This is a genomic window from Enterococcus sp. DIV2449a, from assembly GCF_051711225.1.
In the GTDB taxonomy this organism is placed as follows: domain Bacteria; phylum Bacillota; class Bacilli; order Lactobacillales; family Enterococcaceae; genus Enterococcus_D; species Enterococcus_D casseliflavus.
The window spans coordinates 3,165,453-3,178,685 of record NZ_JBIOME010000001.1 but is presented as its reverse complement, the minus strand read 5'-3'; the positions used below and the strand labels follow the sequence as shown (position 1 = coordinate 3,178,685).

Annotated in this window: 12 protein-coding genes, 1 other RNA gene and 1 pseudogene; 7 read left to right on the top strand and 7 right to left on the bottom strand. The window is 46.2% G+C overall.

Annotation, left to right across the window (positions count from 1 at the left end; all coding sequences use genetic code 11):
* Positions 1-16 precede the first annotated feature (16 nt).
* The 3 genes and pseudogenes from abc-f to IGI76_RS15075 all read right to left on the bottom strand — a co-directional run bounded on the left by abc-f (position 17) and on the right by IGI76_RS15075 (position 3,913).
* Positions 17-1,599 (bottom strand): annotated as a pseudogene (gene abc-f / locus IGI76_RS15085) (ribosomal protection-like ABC-F family protein).
* Positions 1,600-1,703: 104 nt separating this feature from the next.
* Positions 1,704-1,832 (bottom strand): hypothetical protein, encoded by a 129-nt coding sequence (locus IGI76_RS15080; protein ID WP_333718793.1) that lies wholly within the window; start codon positions 1,830-1,832, stop codon positions 1,704-1,706.
* Positions 1,833-1,912: 80 nt separating this feature from the next.
* Entirely contained in the window at positions 1,913-3,913 is a 2,001-nt protein-coding gene (locus IGI76_RS15075; RefSeq protein ID WP_005227748.1) for a KUP/HAK/KT family potassium transporter, read from the bottom strand.
* Positions 3,914-4,183: 270 nt separating this feature from the next.
* Here IGI76_RS15075 and IGI76_RS15070 point away from each other — a divergent pair, with 270 nt between their 5' ends.
* On the top strand, positions 4,184-4,939 hold the full coding sequence (locus IGI76_RS15070; RefSeq protein WP_005227750.1) for an ABC transporter ATP-binding protein: 756 nt from the start codon (positions 4,184-4,186) through the stop codon (positions 4,937-4,939).
* Positions 4,940-6,520 carry an ABC transporter gene (locus IGI76_RS15065; RefSeq protein ID WP_201705385.1) on the top strand — a complete coding sequence of 527 codons (1,581 nt, stop codon included), beginning with the start codon at positions 4,940-4,942 and terminating at the stop codon, positions 6,518-6,520.
* A 284-nt stretch (positions 6,521-6,804) separates the two neighbouring features.
* On the opposite strand, the gene IGI76_RS15060 is transcribed toward IGI76_RS15065, so the two are convergent.
* The 4 genes from IGI76_RS15060 to IGI76_RS15045 all read right to left on the bottom strand — a co-directional run bounded on the left by IGI76_RS15060 (position 6,805) and on the right by IGI76_RS15045 (position 9,364).
* Positions 6,805-7,284 (bottom strand): universal stress protein, encoded by a 480-nt coding sequence (locus IGI76_RS15060; RefSeq protein ID WP_010749033.1) that lies wholly within the window; start codon positions 7,282-7,284, stop codon positions 6,805-6,807.
* A gap of 64 nt (positions 7,285-7,348) precedes the next feature.
* Positions 7,349-7,639, bottom strand: a complete 291-nt coding sequence (locus IGI76_RS15055) for a hypothetical protein (protein ID WP_010749034.1) — start codon at positions 7,637-7,639, stop codon at positions 7,349-7,351.
* Between the two features lie 167 nt (positions 7,640-7,806).
* Positions 7,807-8,001, bottom strand: a non-coding RNA gene (ssrS, locus tag IGI76_RS15050) — 6S RNA.
* Between the two features lie 85 nt (positions 8,002-8,086).
* The gene (locus tag IGI76_RS15045; RefSeq protein ID WP_015510472.1) at positions 8,087-9,364 is read right to left on the bottom strand and encodes a replication-associated recombination protein A; all 1,278 of its coding nucleotides are present in this window, start codon (positions 9,362-9,364) and stop codon (positions 8,087-8,089) included.
* Positions 9,365-9,580: 216 nt separating this feature from the next.
* On the opposite strand from IGI76_RS15045, the gene IGI76_RS15040 reads away from it, so the two are divergent.
* Genes IGI76_RS15040 through IGI76_RS15020 form a run of 5 tightly spaced genes read left to right on the top strand, consistent with a single transcriptional unit; the run spans position 9,581 to position 13,092 of the window.
* On the top strand, positions 9,581-10,201 hold the full coding sequence (locus tag IGI76_RS15040; protein WP_010749036.1) for a DNA-3-methyladenine glycosylase: 621 nt from the start codon (positions 9,581-9,583) through the stop codon (positions 10,199-10,201).
* Positions 10,202-10,217: 16 nt separating this feature from the next.
* Positions 10,218-10,706 (top strand): DUF3013 family protein, encoded by a 489-nt coding sequence (locus IGI76_RS15035; RefSeq protein WP_034857588.1) that lies wholly within the window; start codon positions 10,218-10,220, stop codon positions 10,704-10,706.
* A gap of 11 nt (positions 10,707-10,717) precedes the next feature.
* On the top strand, positions 10,718-11,665 hold the full coding sequence (gene prmA / locus IGI76_RS15030; RefSeq protein ID WP_333718792.1) for a 50S ribosomal protein L11 methyltransferase: 948 nt from the start codon (positions 10,718-10,720) through the stop codon (positions 11,663-11,665).
* A 1-nt stretch (position 11,666) separates the two neighbouring features.
* Entirely contained in the window at positions 11,667-12,422 is a 756-nt protein-coding gene (locus IGI76_RS15025) for a 16S rRNA (uracil(1498)-N(3))-methyltransferase (RefSeq protein WP_333718791.1), read from the top strand.
* Between the two features lie 4 nt (positions 12,423-12,426).
* Complete coding sequence (locus IGI76_RS15020) at positions 12,427-13,092, top strand: deoxyribose-phosphate aldolase (RefSeq protein ID WP_333718790.1); 666 nt, start codon at positions 12,427-12,429, stop codon at positions 13,090-13,092.
* Positions 13,093-13,233 lie beyond the last annotated feature (141 nt).

Below are 13,233 nucleotides of genomic sequence, written 5' to 3'. Positions count from 1 at the left end.
GTTGCGAATCAATCTCTTAGTCAATCAAGGGGCTCAGGGACTGGCGCGTGATCTGCTGCTGTGCAATGACCAGGGCTTCTTGGAAGTGCTGCTGTAAAAAGTAGCGGTCATGGCTGACCGCCAACAGGGTCCCTTGATAATCTTGCAGCATTTCTTCAATTTCTTCTCGGGCATAGCTGTCGAGGTGATTGGTTGGTTCATCCAAAATCAGGACGTTGATTTTTTCTAAAAAGAGTTTCAGTAACGCCAAACGGATTTTTTCACCACCAGACAAATCTTTGATTCGTTTGTCCACATCACTTTGATAAAACCCGCTTTTGGCCAATTGCCGACGAGCAGCCTCTTCGTTTCCTGTCAACGTCTGTACGTAGGCCAACAAGCGGCTCTCAGGATCGGCAAACTGCAGCTGTTGGGGCAAATAGCCGATTTGTAAGCTGCTGCCGCGCTTGATGGTGCCGCCGCTAGGAAGCTCCTCACCGAGAAGTAATTTGAGTAAGGTTGATTTTCCTGTACCATTGTCGCCGATGATGGCTAGATGCTCCCCACGGTAGATTGCAAAAGTGCTGTCTTTGAATAGGAGCTGATCGGCGTATTGCTGGTGCAAATCGTGAACCATGAACACCTCTTTGCCTGATTTTCCGCCATTTGTCAAGCCTTGCAGCCGATTTTTCGGGGGCGCTGGCGGTTTGACCAGCGTTAGTTTCGCTAGGCGGCGTTCCAATTCTTTGGCTTTTTTGAAGAAGGATTCATTGTCTCCTTCATGGGCCCACTGACGAAACCGACGAATCATGACTTTCAGCCGCTGGACTTCTTTCTGCTGCAGTTCGTAATTTTTGGTCAGTTCCGCCAAGCGAGCTTCTTTCAAGACACGAAATCGGCTGTAATTTCCAGGATACTCAACCAAGGCGCCTTCTTCCAGTTCCCAGGTCTTGGTGGTGACTTGATCGAGAAAGTGCCGATCGTGAGAAACGACTAGAACCGCTTTTTTCGTATTCTGTAAATAATTTTCCAACCAGCGGATACTTGAAAGATCCAAGGATTGGTTGGTTCATCCAGTAACAGCAAGTCAGCATCGGCAACTAGCACTTTGGCTAAAGCGACTTTGACCCGTTCACCGCCGCTAAGCTCTGTTAAGCGTGCGTTCTGTCGATGGGGAATTCCTAAGCCTTGTAAGATCGCGGAAATTCGATCTTCCAATCCATAGCCGCCCAGCTCTTCAAAGCGCTGCTGCAGCTCGCCATAACGGATCAGACACTTCTCTAAATCAGTATCGGGTTCTGCCATCAAGGCTTCGTAATGGCTCATTTGCTGCTTGAGTTCTTGAATGGTAGCAGCAGAATGGAGCAGGTAGTGGGTAACGGTTGCTTCAGAAACTGTCAGCTCTTGCTCGACCGTCCCGATCCTCAAGCCTTTTTGGCGGCTGATAACGCCGCTATCGACGCCTTCACTGCCAGTCAAGATTTGTAAAAAGGTTGATTTGCCCGTTCCGTTGATGCCGACTAGGGCAATTTTTTCCCCAGCTTCGATTTGGCAGGATAACTCCTCAAATAACGGATTCCCGCCGATGGTTTTTTTAATAGCAATTGCTTGTATGATCATGATCTCTCTCCTTGAGACCACTCAAAAAGGCCATGGATATCCATGGCCAGTGTTATTTAAACTCAGATTCTCTTGAGAAAAATACCTTGAGATGGCCATTGATTTTACGTAAATGTAACTGTTTTGGACAGACTCGTCCCGTCAACAGCAACTGTAAAACCAACTGCATGGCTAAATGCGATATGGTATCGTTGGTAATTTTCATTACTTGTTATTTTAGTCATGCGCATCATGGTAGTTTTCCCTCCTTTGTGTCTTTGTCTTTTCAGTGTACCTGAAAGTATCAGAAAGTTCAACCAGTACTGGCGGTTTCTTAGCGTTCCTCGATGCGTAATTCTGTCAGAGAGCTTTCTTTCATCTGACCGATGACTAATGGAACGGTCTCATGAACCACATCGCTGTATTCTAAGCCGAACCAGCGTTCAGGTGAAATGGTATGGCGTTTGATAAAAAGCTTCGTCTGCATGACTTGCTTCTGCCATTTGCTTAATGCAGTTGCATTCGACAGCTCTTCTTCGATCATCACGAATTGGAAATCGCCCACATTGCGTCCAGGCGTTAAAGAATAGCGTTGCGGCTGCAGCGGCAAGCGACCATCTTTCATTAATTCTTGAATGATTTGGCGAATGTAGAGATTGACTTCTTGCGGCACCCGAAAGCCGAGATAAAGCTTTAGTTTAACGATAAAATCGGTATCTGCCATCGAAACTTCATATTTTTTCGTATAGGGTTCATCGGTGACTTCCACATTGACGAACCAATACACTTTGGCACGTTTTGGCCGTTTGTCTAAAATGGAATAGATGAACTGCTGACCGATCTGATCGTCTTGCAGCTTAGGAACCATGAAGACGACGTTCGTCTGAGATAAGGGCAAAGAATCATCTTCCCGCAACTGTTTCAATTGAGGGATGTAGGTAGAAAGTGCAACTTCTTCGGCAGCATTTTCTTGAATACGATTGCCCCATTCCCAAATCAGCATCACGCCGATGATCACGCTGGCTAACAAGATGGCAACGTAACCGCCATGGAAAAATTTGGTCGCACTGGAGATAAAGAAAATCCCCTCGATCGCTGCAAAAAAGAGCGTGATGAACGGTGCCAAGAAACGGGTCTTCTTGTTTTGATGCAAGTAGAAATACAGCAAAATAGTGGTCATCAACATCGTTACCGTAATGGCCAATCCATAAGCAGCTTCCATCCGAGTAGAGGTCTGGAAGAACAAGACCACGCCAGAACAGGCGATCCACAGCAAGGTGTTCAAGGCAGGAATGTACATTTGCCCGATAGACGCCCCCGGATAGATGATTTGCATCCGCGGCAATAGTTTCAACTTGATGGCTTCAGAAACCAAGGTAAAGGAGCCAGACAGCAGGGCTTGCGAAGCAATGATGGCAGCGAGGGTGGCAAAGCTGACGCCGAAGACTGTCCACCCTTGCGGCAACGCTTGGAAGAATGGATTCAAGTTTTCGATTTCTTGATAAGTCGGGTTTTGATAGACTTGCAGCAACCACGCAGCTTGACCAAAGTAATTCAGCATCAAGCAGATTTTGATATAGGGCCAGCTGGCATAAATGTTTTTCTTGCCCACGTGACCTAAGTCTGAGTAGAGGGCTTCCGCACCAGTCGTTGCCAAAAAGATATTGCCGAGAATAAAGAGACCGGCGCTGTTATCGGGACTAAAGAGCAGATTGATTGCATAACGGGGATCAAGGGCGCGAATCACCGAAAGGTCACCAGCAAAGTTCATCACACCGACGATGCCTAAGAAGGTGAACCAGCCTAGCATGATCGGTCCGAAGGCTTTGCCGACAAACTCAGTCCCAAAGCGCTGCAGGGCAAAGAGGACCAATAAGATTGCTAAGGTGATGCCGACGATGATCGATTGATCATTGCCGAAGCGATCAAAAAAGACTGGAATCCCCCGTAATCCTTCGATGGCAGTGGTCACCGTCACGGCTGGCGTCAACACGCCATCTGCTAGCAGGGCTGCGCCCCCGATGATTGCTGGAATAATCAAATAGCGGCTGTTTTTACGAACTAGGGTATAAAGGGAGAATATCCCGCCTTCTCCATGATTATCCGCGTTTAATGCGATCAAGACGTACTTGATCGTCGTTAGCAGCGTTAGCGTCCAAAAGACGAGCGAGACGCTGCCTAAGATAAAATCGGGTGTTAAGGTGCGTAGTCCGCCATTGTCCTCCACCAAGGCTTTCATTACGTAAAGCGGGCTCGTACCGATATCACCGTAGACCACCCCCATGGCGACTAAAAGTCCGCCGGCGGTCACTTTTTTCATTTTACTTGAACTCATTGACTGTTTTCCCTCCATTTTAAACTGCAAAAAGACCTAAGCGGCCCCTTGCCACTTAGGTCTTGCAAGAAACATCTTAAACCAGCGGATTCCCGCTTGCTGTTGATCTAAGATCATGGAACGGTCCATGTGCTACTCCCCTAAAGTGCTCTTATTATCTTTGTTTTTACAGCTCCTGTCAATTGATTTGTTAAAAATGGCAATAAACATTTTTCATTTCCTGCTTTTCAGCGTAAGATAACAATAGGTATGGAATAAGGAGGCAGGAAAATGATTGAGATCAAGAATCTGACAAAACAGTATGGACCAAAAAAAGCATTGTCTGATCTTTCCCTGACGATCCGTCAAGGGGAGATCTTTGGCTTTCTGGGACACAACGGAGCAGGGAAGTCGACCACGATCAAAAGCTTAGTGAGTATTTTGCAACCGACGAGTGGGGAAATCTATTTTGATGGCCAATCCCTCGTGGAACATCGCGAAGCGATAAAAAAACAAATTGCTTATGTGCCGGACACGCCAGATTTGTTTTTACAGCTAACAGCAGGGGAGTATTGGGACTTGATTGCCGCCGCGTATGAGGTGCCAGCAGCGGAAAAGGCCGAGCGTTTGCAAAAATTAGGGCGCTTGTTTGATATGCTGTCTCATGAAGAAGAGACCATCGCCAGCTTTTCCCATGGAATGCGGCAAAAAACGCTGCTGATTGGGGCACTGATCCCCGATCCAGACATTTGGATCTTGGACGAACCGTTACAAGGCTTAGATCCCCAAGCGGCGTATGATTTAAAAGAAATGATGAAACAGCACGCTGCCAAGGGCAAGACCGTGATTTTTTCCACCCACGTCTTAGACACCGCCCAGCAGTTGTGTGATCAATTGGCGATTTTGAAAAAAGGCGAGCTGCTGTACAATGGCTCAGTGGCAGATTTGCTGGCACAGCATCCGTCGCTTTCTTTGGAAACGATCTATCTGCAAATGACTGGGAGAAGTCAAGAAGAAGCGATTCTTGCAGAAGCGGAGGAAGCGTAGATGCGAAAACAACAATTTCTGACTCTGACCTCCGTTAATTTGCGGTATGCCAATCCCCAACTGACAGACAAAGCTCGCAAAAAAGGCAAGGCTGGTTCGACCTTGACCAGTTATTTGTTGTTTCAATATGCGTTTTCTGGGGTAGTGTTTCTGCTAGTCTATGGGTTGACGATGATCACATTGGATTTTAGTCAGATGCCAGGCTTTTTTACCGCTTATGTCGCTTTGTTCGGGATCTTAGGCTTTTCCCAAGGGATTTCGTCCATTTACAATGTCTTTTTCGAGAGTCAAGATCTGCCAGCGTATTTGCCGCTGCCCTTTCGACAGAGTGAAATTTTTCTGGCAAAGATCGTGGTGGTATTTCTCACCGTTGCGCCGTTTATTTTTCCTCTGTTGGTCTTATTTCTCCTGACAGGGATTCGGGCAAATGTCTTTTTCTTGCTGACGATCTTATGGGCGTTCTTGCTGTTCGGCTTATTTTTAGTCTTGATCTTCAGCATTTGTAGCTTGATCGTCTTCAGTCTGACACGAACGAAGTTTTTCTTGAAGCATAAAAAATTGGTCACTAGTTTATTGCTAGGCGTGACGATGCTGGTTGTTGTGATCGGGGTCTTAATGATGAATCAGGTGAATACTTATGAGACAGACGTGGTAGATCGGGGAGCGATCAGCTTTTTATTGCCCTTTTATTATGTGATGGTGGCACCGTTTCAAACGAATGGTTTGCTTAGCTTGCTAGGGATCATCGCCACAGCAGGCGTGTTGCTTTTTGCCCTCTATCGGTTGATCTTGCCGAAGTTTTATGAGCAAGTGGCAGCCGCGGCGCCCAACCAAGGGAGTGTTCGTCGGAAGCATAAACCCAACCAAGGTTTGGGCCAGCTGTTGTTTAATTACAATTCGCAGTTGATCCGAGATCCGAATTTGATCATGCAAGTCTTTTCTTCTTCGTTGCTGATGCCCATCATTTTCTTAGTGTCCTTTGTGTTTACAGGAGCGATTCAGTTAAGTGAATTGGATGAGCGGTTTATCGGTGTCGTTTTTGTGGCGGGGATCGCCTTGGCAGCATTGATGGTCAACCCGACTTCTTTTATCAGTAATTTGATCTCACTGGATCAGGAGAATTTCTTGTTTGTCCGCTCCTTGCCGCTATCGATGAAGCGCTACTTGCGGGAAAAATTCCGCTTTGGCGTCGTTTTGCAGCTGAGCTTAACGGCAGTCATCGTGCTGGCAGCAGTCCTTCTGTTCAAAATGCCGCTGATTTTGGCTGTCTCTTTTCTAATCGGGGCACTTTGGAGCAGTTTTCTTTTGTGCTTGAAATATTTTGCTCGTGATTATCGGCTGCTGCTTTTGGATTGGACCAACATCAGTCAATTGTTTACGAGAGGGGCGGGGAGTCTTGGGTTAGCCATTGGAACGATCGCAACGCTGTTTCTTTCCATCATTGTTATCATCCTTTACGGCTTTGCTGCGACTTCGGTTGATTTTTGGTTATTGAATGGTCCCGTTTTCTTTGTGATCCTCTTGACCAGCGTCCTTTGGATAGCCCATTATCACCATAGATTTTGGCGTCGTTTTTCCTAAGGGAAGCGACGCTTTGCTTTTTTTATTTAAGGATGGGTAAATTAACTATTTATTCAGAAAATTCAGAAAAACTATTTACAATCAAGCGGAAACATGGTTAGATAGGAGTACCTATTACTTTGCTTTCATTTTTTGCTGTACAAGTTTGGATAACCGACTTGTCAAAGAGCTGTGACCAAAGTCAAAAAGACCAATGAGACCTGAGCGCTCGTTGCCTCTTTTGCTTTTGTCACGGTTTTTTTTGTACAAAAAAACCTGCCAAGCAGCGGCAGGTCGTCTCACTATTAAGCTTTCGTGTGGTCTTTTGCTGGGACTTTGTTTTCTAGGTCTGTCCGTACAACTAACACATCACAGCCGGCATGGCGAATGACATATTCAGAAACGGAACCGATAAAGATTCGTTCCACGGCATTTAAACCAGTGGCACCGATCATAATCAAATCGATGTCGTGATCTTCTGGCAATTGTTTGGCAATGATCGGTTTTGGCGAGCCGTATTCGATCACCGTTTTGACCGCAGTTACTTGATGCTTGCGGGCATAATCCTCATAGTCTTTCAAGGTTTGTTTGGCCATTTCGGTTGCTTGTTCAGCAAGCATGCCGTCAAAAGAAGAAACGGTTTGAAAGGCACGAGTGTCGATCACATGTGCTAAAACCAATTCAGAATCATTCCGCTGTGCCACGTTCACGGCTTTTTTGAAGGCTAATTCTGATTCGCTAGACCCATCGACGGCTACCATGATTCGTTGATATTGTTGTAACATAAGAAACACTCCCATCTGTTATCTTCTACTTTTATTGTAATGCTTTTTTCTGGAAAAAGAAAACCTAATCTTTCTTTTTTTTCATTTTTTGTGCCAGCAAGATGCTGAAAGATGCGGAAGAGAGCAGCAATAAAGCCAAATAAAACAAGGCAATCAGCTCCTTATCGACAAAGCCCACAACCAATGCCACCACGCCTAAAAGGAAATGAATGAGGCTATAGGTTTTTAAGAAGACCTTATTCGCCTCGGTGGTAGGGATCAAAGTGAAAAAAATCGCTTGTTTGGCATAAAGCAAATAACTGGTGCCGAATAATACGAGTGCCACGATCGTAAATAATAGAAGAATCATAAACATACGCCATCCTGTCCTAAGTTGATAGTTTTAGTATAGCGAACCCTAGAAAGAATAGCAAAAGCCACCCTTACTCTGATGTCAGGCAAGGACGTTTCACTGTTGCTATCAGTTAGAGAACGCAAAAAAGCCATCTGTTAAAAACAGATGGCACATTCTAAAAAGAATGGGTAATATCCGTTGATGCCGTTCTTTTTCCCATAGTATTGATCCCGCAAATTCTAGCAGGTGGGTTCCACGGTCTAAGCTTCGAACTACCAAAGGAAAAGGCATGTTACCAGCATTGACACAAGACGGATCCCAAGATATCAATAAAAATGTTCGGTCAACACACAAAAGGGACAACTCGTACATCACAGAATTCCCACCCTTATAGTAGCATAGGAATGACGAAGGTGCAATAAAGTTGTTTGAAAACGATACCAAAAAGTCGCTATTTTTTTTAAGAACCTAGTTTTTTTTCTTTCGCTGCTGCAATTGTTGGTACCGTTGACCTAAGGCTTGCTCATATTTACCAGTGGCTTTTGGTTGGTAATAATGAGTATTTTTCAGCTTATCAGGTAAGTATTGCTGATCGACCCAGGCATCATCAAAATTATGCGGGTATTGATAGCCGACACCCCGATTCAAGCTTTGGGCACCCTTGTAATGACTGTCTCGTAAATGATCCGGGACATCGCCAGCTTTACCGCTGCGAATATCTGCGATCGCTGCATCCAATGCCATGTAGGCAGAGTTGGATTTTGGTGACAGACATAGATCAACCACTGTATCGGCTAACGGAATCCGAGCTTCTGGCAAGCCCAAACGTTCAGCGGCTAACACAGCATTGACGGTTCGAGCAGCGGCTGCTGGGTTAGCTAAACCAATGTCTTCATAGCCGATGACCATCAAGCGCCGACAAATGATCGCCAGATCGCCTGCCTCTACTAAACGACCTAAGTAATGCAGCGCACCATCCACATCGCTGCCGCGAATCGATTTTTGAAAAGCAGAGATCACATCATAGTGCGCATCCCCATCTTTATCGTGGGTCAATGCTTTACGCTGGACGCACTCTTCAATGATCGCTAAGGTCAAATGAATAATGCCGTCTGGTCCTTTTGGGGTGGAACGAGCAGCGAGCTCTAAGCCGTTTAGCGCACTTCGTAAATCGCCGTTGGTCGCTCGCGAGAGATGCAAGCGGGCATCATCGGTCAATACGATGGTTTCTGATCCAAGTCCGCGAGTTTCATCTGCTAAGGCTTGATCAATGGCGGTCAAAATATCTTCTTCTTGGAGCGGTTTGACTTCAAAAATCTGTGTCCGACTGCGAATCGCTGGATTGATCGTAATGTAGGGATTTTCCGTCGTGGCACCGATCATAATGATCTTGCCGCTTTCTAAATGGGGCAGTAAAAAGTCTTGTTTTGTCTTGTCTAGTCGATGGACTTCATCAAGCAGTAAAATGACAGTACCGCTCATTTTGGCTTCCTCTGCCACGATCTGCAGGTCTTTTTTTGTATCTGTGGCGGCGTTCAGCATGCGAAACGCATAGCGTGTCGAGCCGGCGATCGCACTGGCAATGCTGGTTTTTCCGGTTCCCGGCGGTCCGTATAGGATCATCGAAGAAAGCATTTTGGCTTCGACCATTCGGCGAATGATTTTCCCCGGGCCAACCAAATGCTGCTGTCCGACGACTTCATCTAAGTTCCGTGGCCGCATTCGATAAGCAAGTGGCTGCTGCATAAAACGATCCTCTCCTTTTCCTGTAAGTATAACATAAGAACGTATATTCTCATAAACAAGCTGATTTGCGTCTTTACAGAAACAAAAGGGCGCTTATTTTCCACTCAGTCAGCAAAAATCAGGTTCGTTGAAAAGAAATCGTTGAGATCGTCGTAACTCTGTAGTCAAAGATAGTAAGTTCGTCGAGAATTGTGTAGAATAAAGAGGGTGATGAGAATGGATGAATTAATGGCACTTTTTGCGACACAGCCGACAACGACCATCGCACGTGCCTTATTAGGAATGTATTTGGAACATGAGACCCCAGAAGGAACAGTAGGTGGGTATATCGTGGATTGTGAAGCGTATCTAGGCCCCGATGATCTGGCGGCTCATAGTGTGGGCATGCGAAACACACCAAGGGTTCGGGCGATGTATCAGGAACCAGGTACGATTTATTTATATACGATGCATACGCATCGAATCGTCAACTTTATTACGCAGCCAAAAGGCATCCCGCAAGGAATCATGATTCGCGGGCTAGAACCGGTGGATGGGATCGCCTTGATGGAACAACAACGACAAAAAACAGGACCGGATGTAGCCAACGGCCCCGGGAAACTGGTACAGGCACTGCAGATCCCCGCTGAGCTTTATGGAGAATCGATTTTTACAAGCCCACTGCATTTGGTTCCTGAGCGCCGACGTACCCCAAAAGAAATTTTGGCATTGCCTCGGATCGGTATCCCAAATAAAGGGGAATGGACCCAGATGCCGCTTCGTTTTGCGGTGGCTGGCAATCCGTATTTGACAAATATACGAAAAACCGCTGTTCAGCAAGACCATGGATGGTGTTAAGAAAGAAGGAATAGTGATGGCGAAAGAAACGATATTGACTTACTTAGATCAGCGATTAACGAAAAAAATCACCGACTATGATGTGGCGATCGATTGGGATGCCAAAAATCATACGATCGAATTGGTGCTGCGCTTGTTTGCTGAAAATCCTCACCACGTGCAGATCGACGATGCACAAGGTGTGGCATCAGAAGAAGCGATCATTGAATTTGAAGATGGGATTTTGCTGTATGATCCACAAAAATCAACGTTTGATGAAGAAGATTATTTAGCGACGATCCCTTATGCAGGGAAAAAAGGGGTTCAAAAAGCGTTGTTAGACGGATTGGTTGATTACATTCAAGAAATTTTAGAAGAAGGCCAAAGCGATCTGCTTGATTTCTTGAACGATGACAGTGAAGAAGCGATCTTTGAATTGCGATTCAACGAAGAAGAATTTGTGGAGAAAATGACGAACTATCAAGCGGGAGCTGGGGAAACCATGATCCCGTACCCTAGTTACTAAGGAGAACGAACATGAAATGGAATGAAGTAACCGTAGCGACAGCTAGCGAAGCAGTGGAAGCAGTCGCCAATATTTTAATGGAACACGGAGCAAGTGGGGTAGCGATCGAGGACGTTTTAGATATCGAAAATTTTAAAAGCGATGCGTATGGCGAAATTTTGGATAAAGAAACCTATACGACATTAGAAGAAGGCGCCCAAGTCAGTGCCTATTTCCCAGAAACGATCTTTTTACCAGAAGTACTGCCGACGATCAAAGCAGCCATCGACCGTCTGCCAGAATATGGTTTGGCGATCGGCAAAAACACCATCACAACGAGCGAGGTCGTGGAAGAAACATGGGCGACGGCCTGGAAAAAATATTACCATCCAGTCCGCATCTCCCGCTATCTGACGATCGTGCCCAGCTGGGAAAACTATCAACCGCTGCAAGAAGAGGAAAAGATCATCACCCTTGATCCGGGGATGGCTTTTGGGACCGGCACACATCCTACGACACGCTTGACATTACAAGCCCTAGAAGTCTACTTGCGAGGCGGTGAAACCGTCTTAGATGTCGGGACGGGCTCAGGCGTGTTGAGTATCGCCAGTAAATATTTAGGTGCCAAAGACGTGTTCGCTTATGATCTAGATGAAGTCGCTGTGAGGTCCGCCCAAGAAAATATGGCGATGAACCCCATTGCTCACGATGTGACCGTGCAGGCCAATGATCTCTTGCAAGGAGTGACGGTCCCTGCTGATCTTATCGTTGCCAATATTTTAGCGGACATCATTTTATTGATGATCCCTGATGCGTGGCGTCTATTGAAGCAAGAAGGGACCTTGATCGTTTCTGGGATCATTGAGACGAAAAAACAATTAGTGATCGATGCCATGATCGCACAAGGCTTTGAGATCGATCAGTTGTTCAATCAAAAAGACTGGTATGCGATCGCCTTTGAAAAACCAGAGGTAGAGTAAGATGCAGCGATATTTTTTACAGGAGCCTTATGAAGCAAAAGCGGTGTTTGCCGTTTCGGGAGAACCCTTCCACCATATGATCCGAGTGATGCGCATGATTCCCGGGGCAAAAGTCGGTTTAGTTTTTGAGGATCATTTGGCGATTATTGCCAAGATCAAAGAAGCCGATGAAGAAACGGTGTACTTAGAGGAAGTCGAAAAAGAACAGCAGGACAAGGAATTGCCGCTGCAGGTCACGATCGCTAGCGGCTACCCGAAAGGCGACAAGCTGGACTTGATCGTTCAAAAAGGAACGGAACTGGGGGCGGCAGCCTTTATCGGTTTTCCTGCGCAAACTTCGGTCGTGAAATGGGATCAAAAGAAATTACAGAAAAAGCAGCAGCGGCTGCAAAAAATCGCCCAAGAAGCGGCGGAGCAATCCCAACGGCAGATCGCACCAGCCATCACGCTGCTGGATAACGCCAAAGCATTTTGGCAAAGCCTCAGTCAGTATGATGCGGTCCTAGTGGCTTATGAAGAATCAGCCAAGCAAGGAGAAGCGGCGATGCTGCTGCAAGTGATCACTGCATTGCCTGTTGGCAGCAAAGTTTTAGCGATCTTTGGTCCAGAAGGCGGTCTGACCCCCTCCGAAATCGAAGAATCCCAGCAAAACAACGCCAAATTATGCGGGTTAGGCCCTCGAATTTTACGAACAGAAACAGCACCGTTTTATTTTTTAAGTGCTGTCAGTGTGCTAACGGAATTAAAGAGGATGTGAGTTGATGAATAAGAACCAAGAAGCAATCAGTGTCCGTTTGTTGACGGCCGATCTGACCGACTGGGTCTTGAAGGATTTTATCAATCAATATAAGATGACCTTAAAGGAAGTCGTCGTTTTGCCTAGTGCCATTCGGCGAGCGAAAATCTTGGCACAAGGCTCTTCCTTACAAATCGGCGCAGTGATCGATTACCCCCTTGCCCAAGGAACACTGGCAAAGGTGGCGTTTGAAATTGGTCGGGCGTTTATGGAAGGCGCCGATTTTTTGGAAGTCTGGCTGCCAGCTTCTTCCTTCATGGAAAATGATCGTGGCTTTGCGGAGTTGACTGAAACGATCCGCTCCTTGACCTTGACAGGAGGAGAGATCCGCTTAGCTGTGCAAACCGAGATCATGAATGAATTGACGAAGATCCAAGTAGCACAACGCTTGAAAGAAGAAGCTTGGCCAAAGATCGTGTTAGGGCAAAAACAACCGCTAGCAGAAGCATTGCATGACGTGAGCTTGTTTTCCTTAGATGGTGGCAGTCAACTGTCGATCCAGATCAATCCTGACACAGTAGATGAACAAGCGCTACAATCACTACAGGCTGCTGGCGCTGAGAAAATCGGGCTCTCGTATCATGTTTTTGAAGAATTGCTTAAGGACCAGCCGTCGCCCGATGTGCTTTGAACAACAGCGATTGAAAAATAGCTGAAAAATTTGTATAATAATACTACTAAATAAGAACTGCAGGTTAGACAGGAGTCCCATGCTTAGAACGTTTGTCCGCAAGGCTTTGGGTGCGTGACGAAACGTTAACAGCGACTTCTG

What these genes read in the sequence shown, in the direction of transcription:
- IGI76_RS15070 (WP_005227750.1), top strand. Translation starts at nt 4,184, where the DNA reads ATGATTGAGATCAAGAATCTGACAAAACAGTATGGACCAAAAAAAGCA.
- IGI76_RS15065 (WP_201705385.1), top strand. Translation starts at nt 4,940, where the DNA reads ATGCGAAAACAACAATTTCTGACTCTGACCTCCGTTAATTTGCGGTAT.
- IGI76_RS15020 (WP_333718790.1), top strand. Translation starts at nt 12,427, where the DNA reads ATGAATAAGAACCAAGAAGCAATCAGTGTCCGTTTGTTGACGGCCGAT.
- IGI76_RS15045 (WP_015510472.1), bottom strand. Translation starts at nt 9,364, where the DNA reads ATGCAGCAGCCACTTGCTTATCGAATGCGGCCACGGAACTTAGATGAA.
- prmA (WP_333718792.1), top strand. Translation starts at nt 10,718, where the DNA reads ATGAAATGGAATGAAGTAACCGTAGCGACAGCTAGCGAAGCAGTGGAA.
- IGI76_RS15025 (WP_333718791.1), top strand. Translation starts at nt 11,667, where the DNA reads ATGCAGCGATATTTTTTACAGGAGCCTTATGAAGCAAAAGCGGTGTTT.
- IGI76_RS15060 (WP_010749033.1), bottom strand. Translation starts at nt 7,284, where the DNA reads ATGTTACAACAATATCAACGAATCATGGTAGCCGTCGATGGGTCTAGC.
- IGI76_RS15040 (WP_010749036.1), top strand. Translation starts at nt 9,581, where the DNA reads ATGGATGAATTAATGGCACTTTTTGCGACACAGCCGACAACGACCATC.
- IGI76_RS15080 (WP_333718793.1), bottom strand. Translation starts at nt 1,832, where the DNA reads ATGATGCGCATGACTAAAATAACAAGTAATGAAAATTACCAACGATAC.
- IGI76_RS15075 (WP_005227748.1), bottom strand. Translation starts at nt 3,913, where the DNA reads ATGAGTTCAAGTAAAATGAAAAAAGTGACCGCCGGCGGACTTTTAGTC.
- IGI76_RS15035 (WP_034857588.1), top strand. Translation starts at nt 10,218, where the DNA reads ATGGCGAAAGAAACGATATTGACTTACTTAGATCAGCGATTAACGAAA.
- IGI76_RS15055 (WP_010749034.1), bottom strand. Translation starts at nt 7,639, where the DNA reads ATGTTTATGATTCTTCTATTATTTACGATCGTGGCACTCGTATTATTC.